Origin of the sequence: Serratia sp. NFX21 (assembly GCF_048517035.1) — a bacterium.
GTDB lineage: Bacteria > Pseudomonadota > Gammaproteobacteria > Enterobacterales > Enterobacteriaceae > Serratia > Serratia quinivorans.
The window spans coordinates 750,611-773,402 of sequence record NZ_CP183196.1 but is presented as its reverse complement, the minus strand read 5'-3'; the positions used below and the strand labels follow the sequence as shown (position 1 = coordinate 773,402).

16 protein-coding genes, 5 tRNA genes, 3 rRNA genes and 1 other RNA gene are annotated in these 22,792 nt (G+C 51.4%); 2 read left to right on the top strand and 23 right to left on the bottom strand.

Annotated features, from left to right (window positions below; translation table 11 throughout):
• Positions 1-27: 27 nt before the first annotated feature.
• The 12 genes from rplL to ACNT1W_RS03565 all read right to left on the bottom strand — a co-directional run bounded on the left by rplL (position 28) and on the right by ACNT1W_RS03565 (position 5,613).
• Positions 28-393 carry a 50S ribosomal protein L7/L12 gene (rplL, locus tag ACNT1W_RS03620; RefSeq protein ID WP_012004743.1) on the bottom strand — a complete coding sequence of 122 codons (366 nt, stop codon included), beginning with the start codon at positions 391-393 and terminating at the stop codon, positions 28-30.
• 62 nt (positions 394-455) lie between these two features.
• On the bottom strand, positions 456-953 hold the full coding sequence (gene rplJ, locus ACNT1W_RS03615) for a 50S ribosomal protein L10 (protein ID WP_004953935.1): 498 nt from the start codon (positions 951-953) through the stop codon (positions 456-458).
• Positions 954-1,295: 342 nt separating this feature from the next.
• On the bottom strand, positions 1,296-2,000 hold the full coding sequence (gene rplA, locus ACNT1W_RS03610; protein WP_012004742.1) for a 50S ribosomal protein L1: 705 nt from the start codon (positions 1,998-2,000) through the stop codon (positions 1,296-1,298).
• A gap of 3 nt (positions 2,001-2,003) precedes the next feature.
• Positions 2,004-2,432, bottom strand: coding sequence for a 50S ribosomal protein L11 (rplK, locus tag ACNT1W_RS03605; protein WP_006323135.1), 429 nt, complete (start codon positions 2,430-2,432; stop codon positions 2,004-2,006).
• A 158-nt stretch (positions 2,433-2,590) separates the two neighbouring features.
• On the bottom strand, positions 2,591-3,136 hold the full coding sequence (gene nusG / locus ACNT1W_RS03600; RefSeq protein ID WP_012004741.1) for a transcription termination/antitermination protein NusG: 546 nt from the start codon (positions 3,134-3,136) through the stop codon (positions 2,591-2,593).
• 1 nt (position 3,137) lies between these two features.
• The gene (gene secE, locus ACNT1W_RS03595; RefSeq protein ID WP_012004740.1) at positions 3,138-3,521 is read right to left on the bottom strand and encodes a preprotein translocase subunit SecE; all 384 of its coding nucleotides are present in this window, start codon (positions 3,519-3,521) and stop codon (positions 3,138-3,140) included.
• Between the two features lie 257 nt (positions 3,522-3,778).
• A complete protein-coding gene (gene tuf, locus ACNT1W_RS03590; protein WP_017891327.1) occupies positions 3,779-4,963 on the bottom strand; it encodes an elongation factor Tu in 1,185 nt (394 codons plus the stop codon).
• Positions 4,964-5,072: 109 nt separating this feature from the next.
• A tRNA-Thr gene (locus tag ACNT1W_RS03585) sits at positions 5,073-5,148 on the bottom strand.
• 6 nt (positions 5,149-5,154) lie between these two features.
• Positions 5,155-5,229 (bottom strand) — tRNA-Gly (locus ACNT1W_RS03580).
• A 37-nt stretch (positions 5,230-5,266) separates the two neighbouring features.
• Positions 5,267-5,382: non-coding RNA, RtT sRNA (locus tag ACNT1W_RS03575), on the bottom strand.
• A gap of 46 nt (positions 5,383-5,428) precedes the next feature.
• Positions 5,429-5,513: transfer RNA gene (locus ACNT1W_RS03570), tRNA-Tyr, on the bottom strand.
• Positions 5,514-5,537: 24 nt separating this feature from the next.
• Positions 5,538-5,613 (bottom strand) — tRNA-Thr (locus ACNT1W_RS03565).
• A 438-nt stretch (positions 5,614-6,051) separates the two neighbouring features.
• Here ACNT1W_RS03565 and coaA point away from each other — a divergent pair.
• A complete protein-coding gene (gene coaA / locus ACNT1W_RS03560) occupies positions 6,052-7,002 on the top strand; it encodes a type I pantothenate kinase (RefSeq protein ID WP_012004738.1) in 951 nt (316 codons plus the stop codon).
• 46 nt (positions 7,003-7,048) lie between these two features.
• Here the strand turns inward: coaA and birA are convergent, their stop codons facing one another.
• The 11 genes from birA to ACNT1W_RS03505 all read right to left on the bottom strand — a co-directional run bounded on the left by birA (position 7,049) and on the right by ACNT1W_RS03505 (position 20,360).
• Positions 7,049-8,011, bottom strand: coding sequence for a bifunctional biotin--[acetyl-CoA-carboxylase] ligase/biotin operon repressor BirA (gene birA / locus ACNT1W_RS03555; RefSeq protein ID WP_012004737.1), 963 nt, complete (start codon positions 8,009-8,011; stop codon positions 7,049-7,051).
• Positions 8,008-9,045, bottom strand: coding sequence for a UDP-N-acetylmuramate dehydrogenase (gene murB, locus ACNT1W_RS03550; protein ID WP_329911770.1), 1,038 nt, complete (start codon positions 9,043-9,045; stop codon positions 8,008-8,010). The genes birA and murB overlap by 4 nt, the downstream gene beginning before the upstream one ends.
• Before the next feature lie 453 nt (positions 9,046-9,498).
• Positions 9,499-9,614 (bottom strand): 5S ribosomal RNA (rrf, locus tag ACNT1W_RS03545).
• A gap of 97 nt (positions 9,615-9,711) precedes the next feature.
• Positions 9,712-12,621, bottom strand: a 23S ribosomal RNA gene (locus ACNT1W_RS03540).
• A gap of 235 nt (positions 12,622-12,856) precedes the next feature.
• A tRNA-Glu gene (locus ACNT1W_RS03535) sits at positions 12,857-12,932 on the bottom strand.
• Positions 12,933-13,075: 143 nt separating this feature from the next.
• Positions 13,076-14,618: ribosomal RNA gene (locus ACNT1W_RS03530) — 16S ribosomal RNA — on the bottom strand.
• Together the 16S, 23S and 5S rRNA genes with 1 tRNA gene alongside form the textbook arrangement of a ribosomal RNA operon.
• 440 nt (positions 14,619-15,058) lie before the next feature.
• Positions 15,059-15,592 (bottom strand): menaquinone-dependent protoporphyrinogen IX dehydrogenase, encoded by a 534-nt coding sequence (gene hemG, locus ACNT1W_RS03525; RefSeq protein ID WP_012004735.1) that lies wholly within the window; start codon positions 15,590-15,592, stop codon positions 15,059-15,061.
• A 22-nt stretch (positions 15,593-15,614) separates the two neighbouring features.
• Positions 15,615-17,066: a Trk system potassium transporter TrkH gene (gene trkH, locus ACNT1W_RS03520; RefSeq protein ID WP_012004734.1), complete on the bottom strand. Its 1,452-nt coding sequence runs from the start codon at positions 17,064-17,066 to the stop codon at positions 15,615-15,617.
• A 34-nt stretch (positions 17,067-17,100) separates the two neighbouring features.
• A complete protein-coding gene (locus ACNT1W_RS03515; protein WP_012004733.1) occupies positions 17,101-17,715 on the bottom strand; it encodes an IMPACT family protein in 615 nt (204 codons plus the stop codon).
• Entirely contained in the window at positions 17,715-19,046 is a 1,332-nt protein-coding gene (gene pepQ / locus ACNT1W_RS03510) for a Xaa-Pro dipeptidase (protein WP_017891323.1), read from the bottom strand. The genes ACNT1W_RS03515 and pepQ overlap by 1 nt, the downstream gene beginning before the upstream one ends.
• A 117-nt stretch (positions 19,047-19,163) precedes the next feature.
• Positions 19,164-20,360: an MFS transporter gene (locus tag ACNT1W_RS03505; RefSeq protein ID WP_126501215.1), complete on the bottom strand. Its 1,197-nt coding sequence runs from the start codon at positions 20,358-20,360 to the stop codon at positions 19,164-19,166.
• A 233-nt stretch (positions 20,361-20,593) separates the two neighbouring features.
• Here ACNT1W_RS03505 and fadB point away from each other — a divergent pair, with 233 nt between their 5' ends.
• Positions 20,594-22,783: a fatty acid oxidation complex subunit alpha FadB gene (gene fadB, locus ACNT1W_RS03500; RefSeq protein WP_012004730.1), complete on the top strand. Its 2,190-nt coding sequence runs from the start codon at positions 20,594-20,596 to the stop codon at positions 22,781-22,783.
• Positions 22,784-22,792: the final 9 nt, after the last annotated feature.

The following is a 22,792-nucleotide window of genomic DNA, read 5'->3' as shown; positions in this document are numbered from 1 at the left end:
AACAGACTGCACTCAGAAAGCAGTGGCTTATTTAACTTCAACTTCAGCGCCAGCTTCTTCCAGAGCTTTTTTCAGTGCTTCAGCGTCGTCTTTGCTGATGCCTTCTTTCAGTGCTGCTGGTGCAGACTCAACCAGGTCTTTAGCTTCTTTCAGACCCAGGCCAGTTGCGCCACGTACTGCTTTGATTACTGCAACTTTGTTCGCGCCGATACCTTTCAGTACAACGTCGAATTCAGTTTTTTCTTCAACAGCTTCAGCAGCAGCAGCAGGACCTGCAGCTACAGCAGCAGCAGAAACACCGAACTTCTCTTCCATAGCGGCGATCAGTTCAACGATTTCCATTACAGACAGAGCTGCAACGCCTTCGATAATTTGGTCTTTAGTGATAGACATAACAAATGTTCCTAAAATTCAGAAATAGTTTAAATACGTAAGCAACGGATAAGAAAAAGGGCTTATGCCGCTTCTTTCTGATCGCGCAGTGCAGCCAGAGTGCGAACCAATTTGCCGGCAGCGGCTTCTTTCATGGTTGCCATCAGGCGTGCGATTGCTTCATCGTAAGTAGGCAGAGTTGCCAAGCGGTCAATTTGTGCCGCAGGGATCATCTCACCTTCAAAGGCCGCAGCTTTAATCTCGAACTTTGCATTCGCTTTCGCGAAATCTTTGAACAGACGAGCAGCAGCGCCCGGGTGTTCATGAGAAAATGCAATCAAGGTAGGACCGACGAACGTGTCTTTCAGGCATTCGAATGGAGTGCCTTCAACTACGCGACGCATCAGGGTGTTACGAACAACACGCATGTAAACGCCAGCTTCACGACCTGCTTTACGCAGTTCAGTCATTTTATCAACGGTAACGCCACGGGAATCCGCAACAACCGCAGACAGCGCGCCTTTGGCTACTTCGTTGACTTCAGCAACAATCGCTTGTTTGTCTTGAAGATTTAATGCCATTAGCTCTTTGCTCCTGGATTTAGCCGGGGGAAATCCCCGGCACTCACATCACTCAACACCTTGTGATAAATCACGCAGTGAGAGCGTTCAAACACGGTGAGCAGAATCCAGCAAAGACTATTCTTTTATAAAAAGAAAAAATTTCTTTAGGCTCTGTCACCGTCTACGCAGGAAGGATTAAGTACCTTTCGATACACCTGCGGTCTTGGACGGAGGCCTGGATAGGCCAGGCTCCAACCGAAAAATCTTTGTTTCGCTGTGGCTATGGCCAATAGCAAAACCTTGGGGCATAAGATTCTAGACAAATCTTCGCCCCAAGTCAAAGCGATAATCGCAGGGCGATTAGTTCGCTACAGCAGTCAGGCCGCTTTGATCGATAGCAACGCCAGCACCCATGGTGGTGGAGAGGCTAACTTTCTTGATGTACACGCCTTTAGCCTGAGATGGTTTTGCTTTTTTCAGCGCAACCAGCAGAGCTTCCAGGTTTTCTTTCAGCTTGTCTGACTCGAAATCAACCTTACCGATAGTGGTATGGATGATGCCGTTTTTGTCGTTACGATAACGAACCTGACCTGCTTTAGCGTTTTTCACAGCTTCAGCAACGTTCGGAGTAACGGTACCCACTTTCGGGTTTGGCATCAGGCCACGTGGACCCAGGATCTGGCCCAGTTGACCAACAACGCGCATTGCATCAGGAGAAGCAATAACAACGTCGAAGTTCATTTCGCCTTTCTTGATCTGGTCTGCCAGATCTTCCATACCTACCAGCTCTGCGCCAGCAGCTTTAGCTGCTTCAGCGTTAGGGCCCTGGGCAAATACGGCAACGCGAACGGAACGACCGGTGCCGTTTGGCAGAACGGTAGCGCCACGAACGTTTTGGTCAGATTTACGAGCGTCGATGCCGAGGTTAACAGCAACGTCAACGCTTTCTACGAATTTAGCGGTGGCCAGCTCTTTCAGCAGAGCAACAGCTTCGGTGATGTCATACTGTTTAGTAGCATCAACTTTGTCACGGATCACGCGCATGCGCTTGGTCAGCTTAGCCATTTCTTAATCCTCCACTACCAGGCCCATGGAACGAGCAGTACCTTCGATGGAGCGAGTCATCGCTTCAACGTTGGAACCAGTCATGTCCGCAGCTTTGGTTTCTGCGATTTCACGTACCTGAGCACTTGTCACTTTACCTACTTTGTCTTTGTTCGGCTTGCCTGAACCAGACTTGATACCAGCCGCTTTTTTCAGCAGAACTGCTGCTGGCGGGGTTTTGGTAACGAAAGTGAAAGAACGGTCAGAATAAACAGTAATAACAACCGGAATCGGCAGACCTTTCTCAACGCTGTCAGTCTTAGCATTGAACGCCTTACAGAATTCCATGATGTTAACACCTTGCTGACCCAGAGCTGGACCAACTGGCGGACTTGGGTTCGCCATACCGGCTGCAACTTGCAGCTTAACGTAGGCTTGTACTTTCTTGGCCATTTACAATTCCTCGGTTTGGGTAATAACGCCTCGCAAAAGGCTCCCCGTGTATCACCTCACTCTAAAGAGCAAGGCCTATAAAAACAAAAGGCGCGAAATTATAGTTCAATTTCGCGCCTCTGACAAGCGGCAAAAGCCACTTATTGCTGATTAATTGATCAGCCCTTCTCAACCTGAGCGAAGTCCAGTTCCACCGGCGTTGCACGGCCAAAGATGGAAACGGAAACTTTCAGGCGACTCTTCTCGTAATCCACTTCTTCAACAACACCGTTGAAGTCAGCGAACGGACCATCGCTAACGCGGACCAATTCACCCGGTTCGAACAGCGTTTTCGGACGCGGCTTATCACCAACCTGCTGCAGGCGGTTCATAATCGCATCGACTTCTTTGTCGCTAATCGGCGCCGGACGGTCAGAAGTCCCGCCGATGAAACCCATTACGCGTGGAACGCTGCGTACCAAGTGCCAGCTGGCATCGTTCATCACCATCTGAACCAGTACATAGCCAGGGAAGAATTTACGTTCACTTTTACGACGTTGGCCGCCACGGATTTCAACAACTTCTTCCGTAGGAACCATGACTTCGCCGAACAGTTCTTCCATATCATGCAGTTTGATGTATTCACGCAGCGATTGCGCTACGCGACCTTCAAAACCGGAAAACGCCTGAACGACGTACCAACGTTTTTTTGGAGCTTCAGACATTTTAGAACCTCAGGCCAGTAATAAACGATACCAGACGGACCAGAATACCATCCAGCCCCCACAGAATCAGTGACATCACGGCAGTTACCGCGGCAACGATCAACGTGGTATGTAGCGTTTCCTGACGAGTTGGCCAGATCACTTTACGTACTTCAGTACGCGCTTCGCGTGCAAACGCAACGGTGGCTTTGCCTTTGGTCGTCATCAGCGCCACAGCGCCTGCAACAGCGATAACCACTACAACGGCCAGCGCGCGTAATGGCAGGCTGAAATCACGGTAGAAATAGTTACCGACAATCGCTACAACCAACAGAACAGCGACGATAAGCCATTTAGCCGTTTCCAGGCCGCGCCCGCTCCCTTGAGCCTCGGTATTCGCACTCATAAACCAACCTGTCACAATGAATTCAGAACAGACAACTTTGCCTCGCACTGCAAGGCAAACCAAACCGATCAGATGCTGCTCGGCAGCATTTCGGTGTTTTACGCTATGACGTATTTCAGTCAATACGCTTTAAGAGCCCATCTCACCAATGATTATGACTGCAAAATCGCTGATGAGATAGGTTCTAGTTCACAGCGTAGAAAAAGGGCATCAAATGATGCCCTTTTACCGCGTGTCGCGTCAAACGTTATCAGCGATTAAGCGATAACTTTGGCAACAACACCAGCGCCAACAGTACGGCCGCCTTCACGGATTGCGAAACGCAGACCGTCGTCCATCGCGATAGGGTGGATCAAGGTGACTTTCATGTTCACGTTGTCACCAGGCATTACCATCTCAACGCCTTCTGGCAGTTCGATGGTACCGGTCACGTCAGTGGTACGGAAGTAGAACTGTGGACGGTAGCCTTTGAAGAATGGAGTATGACGACCACCTTCATCTTTGCTCAGGATGTACACTTCTGAATCGAACTGAGTGTGCGGCTTGATAGAACCTGGTTTAGCCAGTACCTGACCACGTTCGATGTCTTCACGCTTGATACCACGCAGCAGAACACCAACGTTCTCACCAGCACGGCCTTCGTCCAGCAGTTTGCGGAACATTTCAACGCCAGTACAGGTAGACTTAACGGTGTCTTTGATACCAACGATTTCAACTTCTTCGCCAACTTTAACGATACCGCGCTCTACACGACCGGTAACAACAGTACCACGGCCGGAGATGGAGAATACGTCTTCGATTGGCAGCAGGAACGGCTTGTCGATAGCACGCTCTGGTTCTGGGATGTAAGAATCCAGGTAGCCAGCCAGCTCGATGATTTTAGCTTCCCACTCAGCTTCGCCTTCCAGTGCTTTCAGCGCTGAACCACGAACAACCGGCAGGTCATCACCAGGGAAGTCATAAGCAGACAGAAGTTCACGAACTTCCATTTCTACCAGTTCCAGCAGCTCTTCATCATCAACCATGTCGCATTTGTTCATGAATACGATGATGTAAGGAACGCCAACCTGACGACCCAGCAGGATGTGCTCACGGGTCTGAGGCATAGGGCCGTCAGTCGCAGCAACAACCAGGATAGCGCCGTCCATCTGAGCAGCACCGGTGATCATGTTTTTAACGTAGTCGGCGTGCCCTGGGCAGTCAACGTGCGCGTAGTGACGAGTCGGGGTGTCATATTCAACGTGAGAAGTGTTGATGGTGATACCACGAGCTTTTTCTTCTGGCGCGTTATCGATCTGGTCGAAAGCACGTGCAGAACCACCGTAGGTTTTAGCCAGAACGGTAGTGATTGCTGCAGTCAGGGTAGTTTTACCGTGGTCAACGTGGCCGATAGTACCGACGTTAACGTGCGGTTTTGTACGTTCAAACTTTTCTTTAGACATCGATTGTCCCTCTAAGACACGGATAAATCGGTGGTATCACCACATCAACCAAGCATTTGCCTGTTGAATCCAGAACAGAAAGAAAATCAGGGGGCGAGATTATAAGAAGTGGTGCTGATAGGCAGATTCGAACTGCCGACCTCACCCTTACCAAGGGTGCGCTCTACCAACTGAGCTATATCAGCACATCTTGGAGCGGGCAGTGGGAATCGAACCCACATCATCAGCTTGGAAGGCTGAGGTAATAGCCATTATACGATGCCCGCATCCTGGAACTCGGCTACCTGACTTTTCTGTAGAATTTTTAGGTGGGAGAAGGATTGTTCGTCGCTTAACTCTCACCCTTCGGGCCGGCTGCGCGATGCGCTGCACAACTCGAACCTTGCTGAAGACTTTCGCCTTCCCCTTCCGCAATTTAACCGTTGCGAGTTTATCGCTGGCCAGTTAACTGCCGAAGGCAAGATATGGTGGTGGGGGAAGGATTCGAACCTTCGAAGTCTGTGACGGCAGATTTACAGTCTGCTCCCTTTGGCCGCTCGGGAACCCCACCAGATTTTAACTATTGTGACTTGATTGGTGCCGGCTACCGGAATCGAACTGGTGACCTACTGATTACAAGTCAGTTGCTCTACCAACTGAGCTAAGCCGGCATCAAGTGCAGCGCATTCTAGGTAGACCGGACGGGCTATGCAACAAAAAAATTGCGTTAACTGCACTTTCGCTCACAAATCGCCCAATTTTGCCCACTACCTGGCAATTCACACTGTAAGGCGTGCAAAAATTCATCAATCACAGTCAGCACTCCCTACACTGTAATTGTTCTTTTGCCAGTGTCGCCCACATATTTTACCTAAACAGCAGTTTCACCCCATTCGGCAAGCTGTGAATTGAAGTAAAAATACGCCGAAAGCGACTTCCGCCTACTGCGCGCCGCTTCGCACAATTGAGATAAACTCATACTAATCGCCAACTTTTGCGAAAAAAGTCTACGTCAAAAACGAAGCTGTCTATAATATGCAGCTTGATTATTATCTGGAGTTGGCGTCCGGCGCCTTTCCCAACCTGCGTTAACAGGCAGAATTTGGCTTATGATAAAAAGAGATCAATCTTTAGCGACGCCCTATCTTCAGTTCGATCGTACCCAGTGGGCTGCGTTACGGGATTCGGTGCCGCTGACACTGTCAGAAGAAGAGATTGTTAAACTGAAAGGGATTAACGAAGATCTCTCTTTGGAAGAGGTAGCACAGATTTATCTGCCGCTATCCCGATTGTTGAACTTCTATATCAGTTCGAACCTGCGCCGTCAGGCCGTACTTGAGCAATTTCTCGGTACCGATGGACAAAAAATCCCCTACGTTATCGGCATTGCCGGCAGCGTTGCCGTAGGTAAAAGTACCACGGCACGTTTGCTACAGGCATTGCTTAGCAGTTGGCCGGAACATCGTAGCGTTGAGTTGATCACCACCGACGGTTTCCTGCATCCGAATAAGGTGTTGAACGAACGCGGGCTGATGAAGAAAAAAGGCTTCCCACAGTCTTATGATATGCACAGCCTGGTGAAATTTGTTTCTGAAGTGAAATCAGGCGCTAAGCGCGTGACCGCTCCGGTCTATTCCCATCTGATTTACGATGTTGTTCCCGAAGGGAATAAAGTCATCGAGCAGCCAGATATTCTTATTCTTGAAGGGCTGAACGTATTACAGAGCGGAATGGATTACCCTCACGATCCGCATCGTGTATTTGTTTCTGACTTTGTTGATTTTTCAATATATGTCGACGCACCTGAAGAACTGCTGCAATCCTGGTATATCAATAGATTCCTTAAGTTCCGTCAGGGTGCATTTTCCAATCCTGACTCTTATTTCCATAACTATTCCAAGTTACCTGAACCAGAAGCTATAAATATAGCATCTCAACTATGGAATGAGATTAATGGATTGAATTTACAAGAAAATATCTTACCCACACGCGAACGCGCCAGTCTGATCATGACGAAGAGTGCTAATCACGCGGTTGAAAACGTACGTTTAAGAAAGTAATTTAATTATAAGCAGGGGCCTACCGGCCCCTTATATTTAATGATAATTACTCGGCGCTGCGTAGAGAGATTTCCCCACCAATGAACGGTTTAATCACACCGTCCTGATCGAGCAATAATGCCCCTTGTTGATCAATGCCTCGTGCTATACCAAAAATTTGTTGTTCACCAATTAACAGTTTAACCGGCCGATCGATAAAGTTGTCCAAAGCACGCCAGCGCGCAATAAATGGCGCTAAACCATCAATCTCAAATTGCCGCAGCGATTGACGCAATTCATTGAGTAAGGTGGCGGCCAATTCATTACGATCGATATTAATCCCCGCTTCTTGCAGGTTTATCCAGCCTTGATTAATCGCATTGGCATTGGTTTCACGCATTGCCAAATTGATACCGGCACCAATGACCAGTTGCGCCGCATCACCGGTTTTTCCTGTTAATTCGACCAAGATACCAGCTAACTTGCGATCGTTAAGGTATAAGTCGTTTGGCCATTTAACCCTGACATCTTGTGCCCCAAGGTCTTTGAGCACCTCGGCCATCACGATGCCAATCACCAGACTCAGCCCCATTGCGGCTGCAGGCCCCTGATCCAGACGCCAAAACATGGAGAGATACAGATTGGCGCCAAATGGTGAGATCCATTGACGACCGCGACGGCCACGACCGGCCTGCTGGTACTCAGCAACACAGGCATCGCCAGATTGCAGTTCGGTAATACGATCCAGCAAATATTGGTTTGTGGAGTCCACAACCGGCAGCACAGTGACACGTTTATCAACCAGTTGGTCAAGAATACATTCAACATCCAGTAACTGGATCGGGCTCGGCAGGCTATAGCCCTTCCCAGGCACGGTAAACACATCCAAACCCCATTCCCGGATGGTCTGGATATGTTTATTAATAGCGGCACGACTCATGCCCAGCAACTCGCCAAGATGCTCACCAGAATGGAAATCGCCATCAGCCAGTATAGAAATGAGCTTAAGGGGAACTTTGGTGTCCTTCATGAAAGAACCTCTACAGCATTCAACTCACCAACCGCACCGATAAAGCGAACTTCCGGCTCAAGCCATACGTCGAATTTTTTCGCTACGGTATTACGTACATGCCGTGCCAGCGCCACCACATCCTGACTGGTGGCATTATCCGTATTAACCAGCACAAGCGCCTGTTGATTATGTACCGCCGCACCGCCAATTTGGTGTCCTTTCAGCCCACACTGATCGATCAGCCAGCCTGCAGCCAGCTTCACCTGACCATCCTGCTGCGGATAATGCGGTATGCCAGGATATTCGGTGGTCAACTCAGCGGCTTTTTCACTGCCAACCAGTGGGTTTTTGAAGAAGCTGCCTGCATTACCCGTCACTTTAGGGTCGGGCAATTTGCTGCGGCGCATTGCACATACAGAGTCAAATACCTGACGTGGTGTCACCGTTTCAGGGTCCAGCTTTGTCAGATCGCCATAATTCAGCATCGGATCCCATTGCTTGCTAAGACGCAGGCCCACACCAACAATGATATGCCCCTTCTGAAAATGATGTTTAAAAATACTTTCTCGGTAACCAAAGCCACAGTCAGATGCGGCAATGCGATCGATAGCACCCGTAGTCAGATCCAATAGATCAACGTAGTCACATACGCTCTTGAGTTCGATACCATAGGCACCGATGTTCTGAATAGGTGCAGAGCCGACCAGGCCGGGGATTAACGCCAGGTTTTCCAGCCCGGGAATGCCGATTTCCAGAGTGCGGCAAACCAAACCATGCCAATTCTCACCAGAGCTAACGTGAAGAAACCAGGCATCTTTCTCTTCTCGGATGTCGATACCTTTTAATTGATTGATCATTACCGTACCGGAAAAATCATCAAGAAACAGGACGTTACTCCCTTCCCCAAGTACCAGTAGCGGCTCTTGACGCTTCTGTGTTTTCTGCCAAACCTTGATCATTAATTCGATTGTTTCTGCAATGACCAGATGCGCTGCGTTGACCGGGAGCGCAAAAGTATTGTGTTTTTTTAATGACGCGCTTTCAGTAGACATAACGATAAATACCTATACGGAAATGAACCTTCACCTAGTCTACTCGATTCGGCACGCCAGGCTAATATTTGTTTTCATTGATAGGGTTTTTATCTGGAGAACATCCATCGAGGGAATGTTTTCGATTGTTTTATAAGGTATTTTCTATATAAATTAATTAAGTAATAAGTTATAGATAGAAACCAGAATGATTAATACCGGCATTTCCTCATAACTGAGTCTTATTAGCAAAAATCAAAACACTCCTCCTAAATTTTATTATATATATTTGAAGTTATTTATCATTTTTAAACATTATTGATATTTATATATTAAAGATAGCCAGCTGGCTTTTATTCGGAGGATATTGTGATGTGGAGTCTGCTCTCAAGACGCAGCGTAGCTGCGTCTGTTTTTGTCTTTCGCACACAGCAAAAAGGCCATCCTTGCGGATGGCCTCTTGGCTTAATTGATGCCTGGCAGTGTCCTACTCTCGCATGGGGAGACCCCACACTACCATCGGCGCTACGGCGTTTCACTTCTGAGTTCGGCATGGGATCAGGTGGGACCACCGCGCTATTGCCGCCAGGCAAATTCTGTTTCATTCCGGCCGTTACCTCAGTAACCACCAGAACCAATCTCGGAACGCGCTGAAAATCTCTCAAATCAAAACACTTTTGGTGTTGTAAGGTTAAGTCTCACGGATCATTAGTACTGGTTAGCTCAATGCATCGCTGCACTTACACACCCAGCCTATCAACGTCTTAGTCTTAAACGTTCCTTCAGGGGAATCAAGTTCCCAGGGAAGACTCATCTCGAGGCAAGTTTCGCGCTTAGATGCTTTCAGCGCTTATCTTTTCCGCACTTAGCTACCGGGCAATGCCATTGGCATGACAACCCGAACACCAGTGGTGCGTTCACTCCGGTCCTCTCGTACTAGGAGCAACCCCTCTCAATCTTCCAACGCCCACGGCAGATAGGGACCGAACTGTCTCACGACGTTCTAAACCCAGCTCGCGTACCACTTTAAATGGCGAACAGCCATACCCTTGGGACCTACTTCAGCCCCAGGATGTGATGAGCCGACATCGAGGTGCCAAACACCGCCGTCGATATGAACTCTTGGGCGGTATCAGCCTGTTATCCCCGGAGTACCTTTTATCCGTTGAGCGATGGCCCTTCCATTCAGAACCACCGGATCACTAAGACCTACTTTCGTACCTGCTCGAGCCGTCACTCTCGCAGTCAAGCTAGCTTATGCCTTTGCACTAACCTCACGATGTCCGACCGTGATTAGCTAACCTTCGTGCTCCTCCGTTACTCTTTGGGAGGAGACCGCCCCAGTCAAACTACCCACCAGACACTGTCCTCACCCCGGATTACGGGGCCGAGTTAGAACATCAAACATTAAAGGGTGGTATTTCAAGGTTGGCTCCACGCAGACTGGCGTCCACGCTTCAAAGCCTCCCACCTATCCTACACATCAAGGCTCAATGTTCAGTGTCAAGCTATAGTAAAGGTTCACGGGGTCTTTCCGTCTTGCCGCGGGTACACTGCATCTTCACAGCGAGTTCAATTTCACTGAGTCTCGGGTGGAGACAGCCTGGCCATCATTACGCCATTCGTGCAGGTCGGAACTTACCCGACAAGGAATTTCGCTACCTTAGGACCGTTATAGTTACGGCCGCCGTTTACTGGGGCTTCGATCAAGAGCTTCGCCTTGCGGCTGACCCCATCAATTAACCTTCCAGCACCGGGCAGGCGTCACACCGTATACGTCCACTTTCGTGTTTGCACAGTGCTGTGTTTTTATTAAACAGTTGCAGCCAGCTGGTATCTGCGACTGGCTTCGGCTCCGAGAGCAAGTCTCTTCACCTACGCGCCAGCGTGCCTTCTCCCGAAGTTACGGCACCATTTTGCCTAGTTCCTTCACCCGAGTTCTCTCAAGCGCCTTGGTATTCTCTACCTGACCACCTGTGTCGGTTTGGGGTACGATTCTGTGTTACCTGATGCTTAGAGGCTTTTCCTGGAAGCTTGGCATCAACTACTTCTGCACCGTAGTGCATCGTCATCACGCCTCAGGGTTGAATAAGTCACCGGATTTACCAGGTCACTCCCCCTACACGCTTAAACCGGGACAACCGTCGCCCGGCTAGCCTAGCCTTCTCCGTCCCCCCTTCGCAGTAACACCGAGTACAGGAATATTAACCTGTTTCCCATCGACTACGCCTTTCGGCCTCGCCTTAGGGGTCGACTCACCCTGCCCCGATTAACGTTGGACAGGAACCCTTGGTCTTCCGGCGAGCGGGTTTTTCACCCGCTTTATCGTTACTTATGTCAGCATTCGCACTTCTGATACCTCCAGCAACCCTCACAGGCCACCTTCAACGGCTTACAGAACGCTCCCCTACCCAACAACGCCTAAGCGTCGCTGCCGCAGCTTCGGTGCATGGTTTAGCCCCGTTACATCTTCCGCGCAGGCCGACTCGACCAGTGAGCTATTACGCTTTCTTTAAATGATGGCTGCTTCTAAGCCAACATCCTGGCTGTCTATGCCTTCCCACATCGTTTCCCACTTAACCATGACTTTGGGACCTTAGCTGGCGGTCTGGGTTGTTTCCCTCTTCACGACGGACGTTAGCACCCGCCGTGTGTCTCCCGTGATAACATTCTTCGGTATTCGGAGTTTGCATCGGTTTGGTAAGCCGGGATGGCCCCCTAGCCGAAACAGTGCTCTACCCCCGAAGATGAGTTCACGAGGCGCTACCTAAATAGCTTTCGGGGAGAACCAGCTATCTCCCGGTTTGATTGGCCTTTCACCCCCAGCCACAAGTCATCCGCTAATTTTTCAACATTAGTCGGTTCGGTCCTCCAGTTAGTGTTACCCAACCTTCAACCTGCCCATGGCTAGATCACCGGGTTTCGGGTCTATACCTTGCAACTATTCGCCCAGTTAAGACTCGGTTTCCCTACGGCTCCCCTATACGGTTAACCTTGCTACAAAATATAAGTCGCTGACCCATTATACAAAAGGTACGCAGTCACCCAACAAAGTAGGCTCCCACTGCTTGTACGTACACGGTTTCAGGTTCTATTTCACTCCCCTCGCCGGGGTTCTTTTCGCCTTTCCCTCACGGTACTGGTTCACTATCGGTCAGTCAGGAGTATTTAGCCTTGGAGGATGGTCCCCCCATATTCAGACAGGATGTCACGTGTCCCGCCCTACTCATCGAACTCACAATTAATGCATTTTAGTGTACGGGACTATCACCCTTTACTGTGCGACTTTCCAGACGCTTCCACTAACACAAGAACTGATTCAGGTTCTGGGCTCCTCCCCGTTCGCTCGCCGCTACTGGGGGAATCTCGGTTGATTTCTTTTCCTCGGGGTACTTAGATGTTTCAGTTCCCCCGGTTCGCCTCATACGACTATGTATTCATCGTATGATAGTGCAACGAATTGCACTGGGTTTCCCCATTCGGGTATCGCCGGTTATAACGGTTTATATCACCTTACCGACGCTTATCGCAGATTAACACGCCCTTCATCGCCTCTGACTGCCTAGGCATCCACCGTGTACGCTTAGTCACTTAACCTCACAACCCAAAAGTGTTTCCACTTTCATGCTGCTACATTTGAGAGACTCTATGACAGGGTACTCCTTACTCCAATACTTCTACGGAGGAGTAAGTTTCAGCTGTCATGTTTCAATTTTCAGCTTGTTCCAGATTGTTAAAGAGCAATATCTTAAACACGACTCGTTAAAGTCATCTTTAAGATGTTTTCGGTGCAGCAAGCACCGGTGATAATGTCTTTCACTCATTATCGGAATGGCGTCCCCAAGGGGATTCGAACCCCTGTTACAGCCGTGAAAGGGCAGTGTCCTAGGCCTCTAGACGATGGGGACACGAAATTCCGATTGGACTCTCGTCTTAATCGGTTCGTATCAGCATGAGTCAGAGACTCATTACATCAACAGGTAGCGCTTTTGCTCATTACTTTTCTATCAGACAATCTGTGTGAGCACTTCACGCAATCAATATCATTAGGTAAGGAGGTGATCCAACCGCAGGTTCCCCTACGGTTACCTTGTTACGACTTCACCCCAGTCATGAATCACAAAGTGGTAAGCGCCCTCCCGAAGGTTAAGCTACCTACTTCTTTTGCAACCCACTCCCATGGTGTGACGGGCGGTGTGTACAAGGCCCGGGAACGTATTCACCGTAGCATTCTGATCTACGATTACTAGCGATTCCGACTTCACGGAGTCGAGTTGCAGACTCCGATCCGGACTACGACGTACTTTATGAGGTCCGCTGGCTCTCGCGAGTTCGCTTCTCTTTGTATACGCCATTGTAGCACGTGTGTAGCCCTACTCGTAAGGGCCATGATGACTTGACGTCATCCCCACCTTCCTCCGGTTTATCACCGGCAGTCTCCTTTGAGTTCCCACCATTACGTGCTGGCAACAAAGGATAAGGGTTGCGCTCGTTGCGGGACTTAACCCAACATTTCACAACACGAGCTGACGACAGCCATGCAGCACCTGTCTCAGAGTTCCCGAAGGCACTAAGCTATCTCTAGCGAATTCTCTGGATGTCAAGAGTAGGTAAGGTTCTTCGCGTTGCATCGAATTAAACCACATGCTCCACCGCTTGTGCGGGCCCCCGTCAATTCATTTGAGTTTTAACCTTGCGGCCGTACTCCCCAGGCGGTCGACTTAACGCGTTAGCTCCGGAAGCCACGCCTCAAGGGCACAACCTCCAAGTCGACATCGTTTACAGCGTGGACTACCAGGGTATCTAATCCTGTTTGCTCCCCACGCTTTCGCACCTGAGCGTCAGTCTTTGTCCAGGGGGCCGCCTTCGCCACCGGTATTCCTCCAGATCTCTACGCATTTCACCGCTACACCTGGAATTCTACCCCCCTCTACAAGACTCTAGCTTGCCAGTTTCAAATGCAGTTCCCACGTTAAGCGCGGGGATTTCACATCTGACTTAACAAACCGCCTGCGTGCGCTTTACGCCCAGTAATTCCGATTAACGCTTGCACCCTCCGTATTACCGCGGCTGCTGGCACGGAGTTAGCCGGTGCTTCTTCTGCGAGTAACGTCAATGCAATGTGCTATTAACACACTACCCTTCCTCCTCGCTGAAAGTGCTTTACAACCCGAAGGCCTTCTTCACACACGCGGCATGGCTGCATCAGGCTTGCGCCCATTGTGCAATATTCCCCACTGCTGCCTCCCGTAGGAGTCTGGACCGTGTCTCAGTTCCAGTGTGGCTGGTCATCCTCTCAGACCAGCTAGGGATCGTCGCCTAGGTGAGCCATTACCCCACCTACTAGCTAATCCCATCTGGGCACATCTGATGGCGTGAGGCCCGAAGGTCCCCCACTTTGGTCCGAAGACGTTATGCGGTATTAGCTACCGTTTCCAGTAGTTATCCCCCTCCATCAGGCAGTTTCCCAGACATTACTCACCCGTCCGCCGCTCGTCACCCAGAGAGCAAGCTCTCTTGTGCTACCGCTCGACTTGCATGTGTTAGGCCTGCCGCCAGCGTTCAATCTGAGCCATGATCAAACTCTTCAATTAAAAGCTTGATTTGCTTCAACTCGTGAAGCGATGCTCGAAAATTAACTTTCGTAATAGTCATTCAGTTGGACAAGCCAACAAAACAACTTATTGCTTGGTCACTCTTCAAGACTTGATATTTTTTCGAACCCGAAGGTTCTGGATATCGTCTTGTGGAGTGCCCACACAGATTGTCTGATAAATTGTTAAAGAGCAGTGAGTTAGCCGCCGTAGCTTGCTATCTCGAGGTGGCGTATATTACGCTTTCCTCTTTCAGAGTCAACCCCTAAATTTCAGGATTTTTTCTCTTCGAACCCCGGAGACTCTGTGAAGTTGTTCACATGTTCCGTGTCGATGGAGGCGCATTATAGGGAGTTCTCAGAAGGCCGCAACCCCTAAATGCAAAAAACTTTTCAAGCGCGGATTATTTCAACAAAGCGCTGCACAAGTCAGCGTTTTCGTCACTTTTCATACTGAATATGACCAAACTCCTGGGCAAAACGGTCCACCTGCTGCCAGTCTGTGTACTCCACTTCTTTACTGGTATCTGTTTCGCCCCCCGTCATACGCATAATAAGTTGGATCATGACTCGATCGAACCAGCGATAACGTGGATAGCGAAGCGCGCCGGCAAACACGGCACACTGTTTGGGCTGCCAGGGAGAGGACAACAGGAACTTGCGGGTATAAGCGTTGGTCTGTGGCGAACGCTTGTCTGCCTTACGGGCGGTCAGGTTAACGCTAAAAAACGCGCTCGGCATCTGGTTCAACTGCTCAGCATGGCGCTTAACAAACTTTTCCAACGTCGGATGGAAATGGCCATAGCGTATTGAGGCACCTATCAGCACCTGCTGATACTGGCTGAGGTCGACATTGTCCGCCTGTAGTAAATCGATCACGTCACAACGCAGCGTATCCTGCAATTTGTTTGCTATATAAGAAGCAATAGAACGTGTTTGCCCATCACGGCTAGAATAAAGAATCAGTGCCTTCACGGCGTTACTCCTTCTATCAGGATCATTCACGCCAGAACGTCGGCGTAAACAAAACCAGCAGTGTAAAGACCTCAAGGCGCCCGAACAGCATCGTCAGAACCAGGATCCACTTCGCCGGTGCAGGCATAGTAGTGAAGTTATCCGCAACCACTCCCAGCCCTGGTCCAAGGTTGTTCAGCGTCGCCGTTACGGCAGCAAAGGCAGAGAAATCATCAACGCCGGTGGCGATAATTGCCAGCATGCTGACGATAAACACCAGCGCATAAGCAGAGAAGAACCCCCATACCGCTTCCAGGATACGTTCCGGCAGCGCGCGGTTACCCAACTTGATAGTGTAAACCGCATTAGGGTGCACCAGCCTTTTTAGCTCACGCGAGCCCTGTAAATACAGCAGCAGAATGCGAATCACCTTCAGGCCGCCACCGGTCGAGCCGGCACAGCCACCAATAAATGCAGAACACAGCAACAGCATCGGCAGGAATAACGGCCATTTGGCAATGCTGTCAGTGGTAAAGCCCGCCGTTGTCGCCATCGACACCACCTGGAAGAACGCCTGATTGACCGTTTCCATACCGGTTTTGTAGACACCATGCCCCCACAGCACGGCGGTACACACCACTACCAGCGTCAACTGCACGGCAATAAACATGCGAAACTCAGGATCACGCCAATACACTTTTAGACTGCGGCCGCTCAGCAAGGCGAAGTGCAAGCCATAGTTACAACCGGAAATCAGCAGGAAAATCGCAATGATGGTGTTGATGGTCGGACTGGCGTAATAACCGATGCTGGCGTCATGGGTAGAGAAACCGCCAATAGCGATAGTCGAGAAACTGTGGCCGATGGCGTCAAACACCGACATGCCGGCCCCCCAAAGCGCCAGCGCACAGGCAATGGTCAACAAGACATAAATCAGCCACAGGGTTTTGGCCGTTTCGGCAATGCGTGGGCGCATTTTGTTATCTTTCAGCGGGCCTGGCATTTCTGCGCGGTACAGCTGCATGCCGCCGACGCCGAGGATCGGCAGTATCGCCACTGCCAACACAATGATCCCCATCCCGCCCATCCATTGCAGCATCTGCCGATAGAACAAAATCGCTTTGGGTAGTGAGTCCAGCCCCACCAGCGTGGTAGCCCCGGTGGTGGTTAAACCGGAAAACGATTCGAAGAAGGCATCGGTCAACGAAAGATTAGGCCGCTCCGAAAATAAAAACGGTAATGCCCCGACGCTGCCCAGCACCGTCCAGAACAGCACCACAATCAGAAAACCTTCTCGTGGCTTCAGCTCATGCTTTTGTTTACGGTTAGGCCACCACAGCATCAGGCCGATGGTTACCGCCACAAAGAAGGTCTGGCTGAATGCCCGCCCCGCCCCATCGCGGTATATCAATGCCACCAGACCAGGAATAAACATCGTCCCGGAGAACAGGATGACCAGCAAACCAACGATACGGGTTATAGCGCGAAAATGCATTTCAGCACGATCCTTAGCAATTCAGTTGGGGGAATTATTGCGAAATGGGGGTTAATTGCAAATTACCGCGACTAAGATCACGTAATTTATTCCCAAACGCTTCAACGCCGGTGACCGGTAAAGCCAAATGCAGCATGACGGAAGCACCATATTCCCCCTGTACTATCCGCCCTTCAGTTTGCTGCAATAAATTCTCTACCAATGCCAACTGAGCATAGTCACATTGCAAAGTATATTCGGCCTGCGGGATTTTGTAGCTCACGGCCAATTGCTTTAATGCCTGCTGCACGCCACTGCCGTAGGCTCTCACCAAACCACCGGTGCCCAACTTGATACCGCCGTAGTAACGCACTACCACGGCGGTGATTTCGCCGATTCCACTGCCCATCAGTTGTGCCAGAATGGGTTTACCAGCCGTGCCGGAAGGTTCGCCGTCGTCGGAAAAGCCCAACTGTTGTGAGTCAGTCGGTGATCCTGCGACAAATGCCCAGCAATGGTGCCTGGCCGCAGGGTGTTCATCACGAACCTGCTGAATAAACGCCTTTGCAACATCAACCCCACTGGTCGGTGCCAGCAGGGTGATGAAACGGCTTTTCTTTATTTCTTCGCTGACACTGACGGGGCCTGCCGGGATCGGGTAAGGCTGCATCAGGCAAGGTTCAGATCGCGCGTCATGTTCTCGATACGCTTTTCGTGGATCACGATATTGTCTTCAATACGGATACCACCATAAGGTTTCAGCGCATCGATGCGATCCCAGGCAAAATGTTGACTGAATTCGCCGCTGCGCCATGGCGCCAACAAGGAATCAATAAAATACATGCCGGGCTCAATGGTTAACACCATGCCAGGTTGCAACACGCGGGTGCAGCGCAGGTACGGGTATTTGGAAGGGGCGGCCAGATGGGTGCCCTGTTCATCTTGCATAAAGCCGGCAGAGTCATGCACCTGCAAACCTAGCGGATGGCCCAGACCGTGTGGCAGGAATGGCGTGGTCAGCCCCTGCTCAACCATGGCCTCTTCACTGATGCCGGTCACCAGCTTGTGACTCTTGAGCAATTTGGCGACGCGTTGATGCATTTGCACATGGTAATCGGTGTAACGCACACCGGCTTTGATGGTATCCATCAGTGCCAGTTGTTCACCGTTAAGATCTTTTATCAGGTGCGCGAAATCACTGCCGCTCTGGCCAGCATAGGTGCGAGTCAGGTCGGCGGCGTAACCGTTATATTCGGCACCGGCGTCAAGCAGGAAGCTTAGCATTTCGGACGGAGGCTGATGATCCAGCGTGGTGTAATGCAGCACCGACGCATGCTCATTCAGCGCAACAATGTTGTCATAAGGTACATCGGTGTCGCGATGCCCCGTGGCGGTGAGGTAAGCCTGGTTGATATCAAACTCACTCATGCCGGACAGGAAGGCCTCATGAGCGGCACGGTGCCCCATAACAGCAGTTTTCTGCGCTTCGCGCATGCAGGCCAGCTCGTAGCCCGTTTTGATAGAGCGATGGAAATCGAGGTAATTCAACACCGCTTTCGGGTTGACGTTTTCTGCCAGGATACCGAGATCGCGGGCACGTTGCTGCGCATAACCGATATAGCCCACACGCTCACGCTGGGCAGGAAGCTGCTGCGCGATATCATCAGCATTGGCCAGCGGCATCAGTTCAACGGACCTGGTCCAGAAACTCTCCGGCAGTGGCTCAACGCTATGCCAGTAATCGACCGGCGAATAGAACCACAGCTTCGGTTTGTTAACGCCATCCACCCACAGCCAGCAGTTTGGCACCGAGGTAACCGGCACCCAGGCCTTAAAGTGCGCATTCACTTTGAACGGGTAGCTGCGATCGTCCTGGAATATCCGTTGCAGTTCCCCAGAGTGAATCAGCAGCGCATCCAGTTTGTTGCGCGTTAACACTTCACGCGCCCGTTTTTGCAGTTCTGCCAGGTGGTCGTTATACAAAGAAGCCAGCGTTTCCATCACAATACCCTTATACATACCATTAGAACGGAATGAGTCATCTTAGCACACCGTTCAGGTGCACCAACCCCATCAGCTCTGGCATGCGGAGCGGTTCGCAAATCGCTGTAAACGCCGTTACATCCTTAGCTTAACAATTAACCAGGCGATCAGACCAAGCAACGCGATAGCAGCCGCCCACAGGCCATGATGTTCGAGTAGAACCGCACCGGCTGCAGCTATGCCTGCCAGACACTGTTGCAGAAAGCCGCATAACGCCATGGCGTAGGCGCCCTGCTGTTTAACATCGCTGACCGCCATCGCCATGCTATTGGGAAACAACACCGCCTGGCCAAAAATCGTCAAACAATACAAAGCGATGAAGACTGTCATACCGGAAAGCCCCACCAGTACACCGCTCCACCACAGCACCATTATCGCAGCAGTGGCAACGGCGACGATACTCGTCCCCGCCTGCATCAGCCGCTTACCGCCAAAGCGCGCAACCGTCCGGTTTACCGCCATTGCTCCAGTAAAGTAAGCCACGCCGATCACCAGCCCCAGAGCCCCAAAGGCGGTAACGTTCAGGCCAAACCCCTGCTGCATGATAAACGGACTCACTTCCTGCAGAGTGACGGTGGTAGCAAACCCCAATCCGCCGACAACTGCCGGCCAGAAGAACCCCGGACGACGCAGAATGTGCCAATAGGTTGCCGCCATGGCCGGCCGCCTGCCTGCTCCGCGGCCCGCTTCCAGTGGCAACGTCAGCATCAGTAACCATATCGCCAGCCCGGTCAGCCCCATCACCACAAACCCCATTTGCCAGTGCGAATACTGACTGAGCAGCCCACCGATAAACTGCCCACCGCCCAACGCGGCGATAAAGGCTATCGACAGCACCGAAAGGCGCCTTGCCAGCTCGTCACCGCTCCAGTTATCACGAACAATAATGCGCGCGATGATTGCAGCACCACCGGCTGCAACCCCCTGCAGTGCCCGCAGCACTAATAACTGAGTACCGTTACTGCAAAATGCCAGCAGAGCACTGCAACTGATAAACAACGCCAGAGACAATGTCAGCGGCAGGCGACGGCCAAAACGATCGGCCGCAGCCCCCCAGAACAACACCGGCAAGGCGGCGCCTATCACGAATATCGATATAGAAAGCTCGGTGGCGCGGCGCGTCATTGCCAGTTCCTGCATCACCGTCGGTAATGAAGGCAAATACACCGTCGTCGCCATCTGAGCCATAAACACCAGCAGACAAGCCAGCGTCATGGTTCTGGCGGGAATACTCCAGAAACCACTGTGTTTTACACATACCGCTTTACTCATTTCACACCTCTGCGTGGGCAGCGCTCTGCTCTGGCAAGTGTATGAGTGCTTTTACACGCCGACAAATCACCATAAAGCATAAAATATAACTTCGTTTTAAATCAAAACACTAACTCAGAGCCATGTGATCAGACCAGCAAAAATGCAATCTCTTATTTGCATATTGTTAACATAAAAACCACACTCCTCATCATCTGGTCATACCAGATCAAACGCTGATTCAGGAGATAGACATGCTCTACCAAGGCGAAACATTACAACTGCACTGGCTCGACAACGGCATCGCCGAGCTGGTGTTCAATGCCCCAGGCTCGGTAAACAAGCTCGATACCCGCACCGTTGCCAGCCTGGGCGAAGCGCTCGCGGTGCTGGAAAAGCAGACCGAGTTGAAAGGCCTGCTGCTGCGTTCTACCAAGGCCGCCTTTATTGTCGGCGCCGACATCACCGAATTCCTTTCGCTGTTTGCTGCCCCGGCTGAAAAGCTGCAGGAGTGGCTGAACTTCGCCAATGCGATCTTTAACCGGCTGGAAGATCTGCCGGTGCCGACCATTTCGGCCATTAACGGCTATGCGCTCGGCGGCGGCTGCGAATGTATTCTGGCGACCGACTTCCGCGTCGCATCCCCGGATGCGCGTATCGGCCTGCCGGAAACCAAACTGGGTATTATGCCGGGCTTCGGCGGTTCCGTTCGCTTGCCACGCCTTTTGGGTAACGACAGCGCACTGGAAATTATTGCCGCCGGTAAAGACGTCAGTGCCAAAGATGCACTGAAGGTCGGCCTGGTGGATGCGGTAGTTGCACCGGAGAAGTTGGTGGAAGCCGCGTTGAAAATGCTGCAACAGGCGATTGAGGGCAAACTGGACTGGCGCGCCTATCGCCAACCAAAGCTCGAGCCGTTGAAACTCAGCCCAATCGAAGCGGCCATGAGCTTCACCACCGCCAAAGGCATGGTGATGCAAACCGCTGGCAAACATTATCCGGCGCCGATGACCGCGGTCAAAACCATTGAGGCCGCCGCCAGGCTGGGCCGTGATGAAGCACTGAAATTGGAAACCGCCAGCTTTGTGCCATTGGCCCGCTCCAAAGAGGCGCGCGCGCTGGTCGGCATCTTCCTCAATGACCAGTTTGTGAAAGGCCAGGCGAAGAAGCTGGCGAAGGGTATTGAAGCACCGAAGCAGGCTGCGGTGTTGGGCGCCGGCATCATGGGTGGCGGTATCGCCTACCAGTCGGCGCTGAAAGGCGTGCCGGTTGTCATGAAAGACATCAGCGACAAATCCCTGACGCTCGGTATGAATGAAGCCGCCAAACTGCTGAACAAGCAGTTGGAACGTGGCAAGCTCGATGGCATGAAAATGGCCCAGGTGCTATCGACCATTCAACCGACGCTGGATTACGCCGGTATCGAACGCGCGCAGGTGATCGTCGAAGCCGTGGTCGAGAATCCAAAGATTAAGGCGGCAGTATTGTCCGAAGTGGAAGGCCTGATCGGTGAAAATACCGTACTGGCGTCCAATACCTCGACCATTCCGATTAATCACCTGGCGAAATCGCTGAAGCGCCCACAGAACTTCTGCGGCATGCACTTCTTTAATCCGGTACACCGCATGCCACTGGTGGAAATTATCCGTGGGGAGCAGACCAGCGACAGCACCATCGCGGCCGTGGTGGCCTATGCCAGCCGTATGGGCAAAACGCCGATTGTGGTTAACGACTGCCCAGGGTTCTTCGTCAACCGTGTACTGTTCCCGTATTTTGCCGGTTTCAGCATGTTGCTGCGCGACGGTGCGGACTTCCGCCAGATCGACAAAGTGATGGAAAAACAGTTTGGCTGGCCAATGGGCCCGGCTTATCTGCTCGACGTCGTGGGGATTGATACCGCGCACCACGCCCAGGCGGTGATGGCGGCCGGTTTCCCTGAGCGCATGGGTAAAGATTACCGCGACGCCATCGACGTGATGTTCGATAACCAGCGTTTTGGTCAGAAAAACCAGTTGGGCTTCTATCGCTACAGCCAGGACAACAAAGGCAAGCCGCGTAAAGACAACGATGAGCAGACCGATGTGCTGCTGGCCGAAGTCAGCCAACCGCGTCAGACCATCAGCGACGAAGAAATTATCGCCCGCATGATGATCCCGATGATTAACGAAGTGGTGCGCTGTCTGGAAGAAAACATTATTGCCAGCCCGGCCGAAGCCGATATGGCGCTGGTCTACGGCATCGGTTTCCCTCCGTTCCACGGCGGGGCGTTCCGTTACCTGGATACGCTTGGTACCGCCAATTATGTCGAACTGGCCCAGCGTTATGCGCATCTCGGTGCTTTGTATCAGGTGCCTGCCGGCCTGCGCGCCAAAGCTGAACATAATGAAAGCTACTACCCGGTGGCAGCGCCGCTGTCTGATGTCTCCACTGGCCAACCGGCATGAGGTCATAAA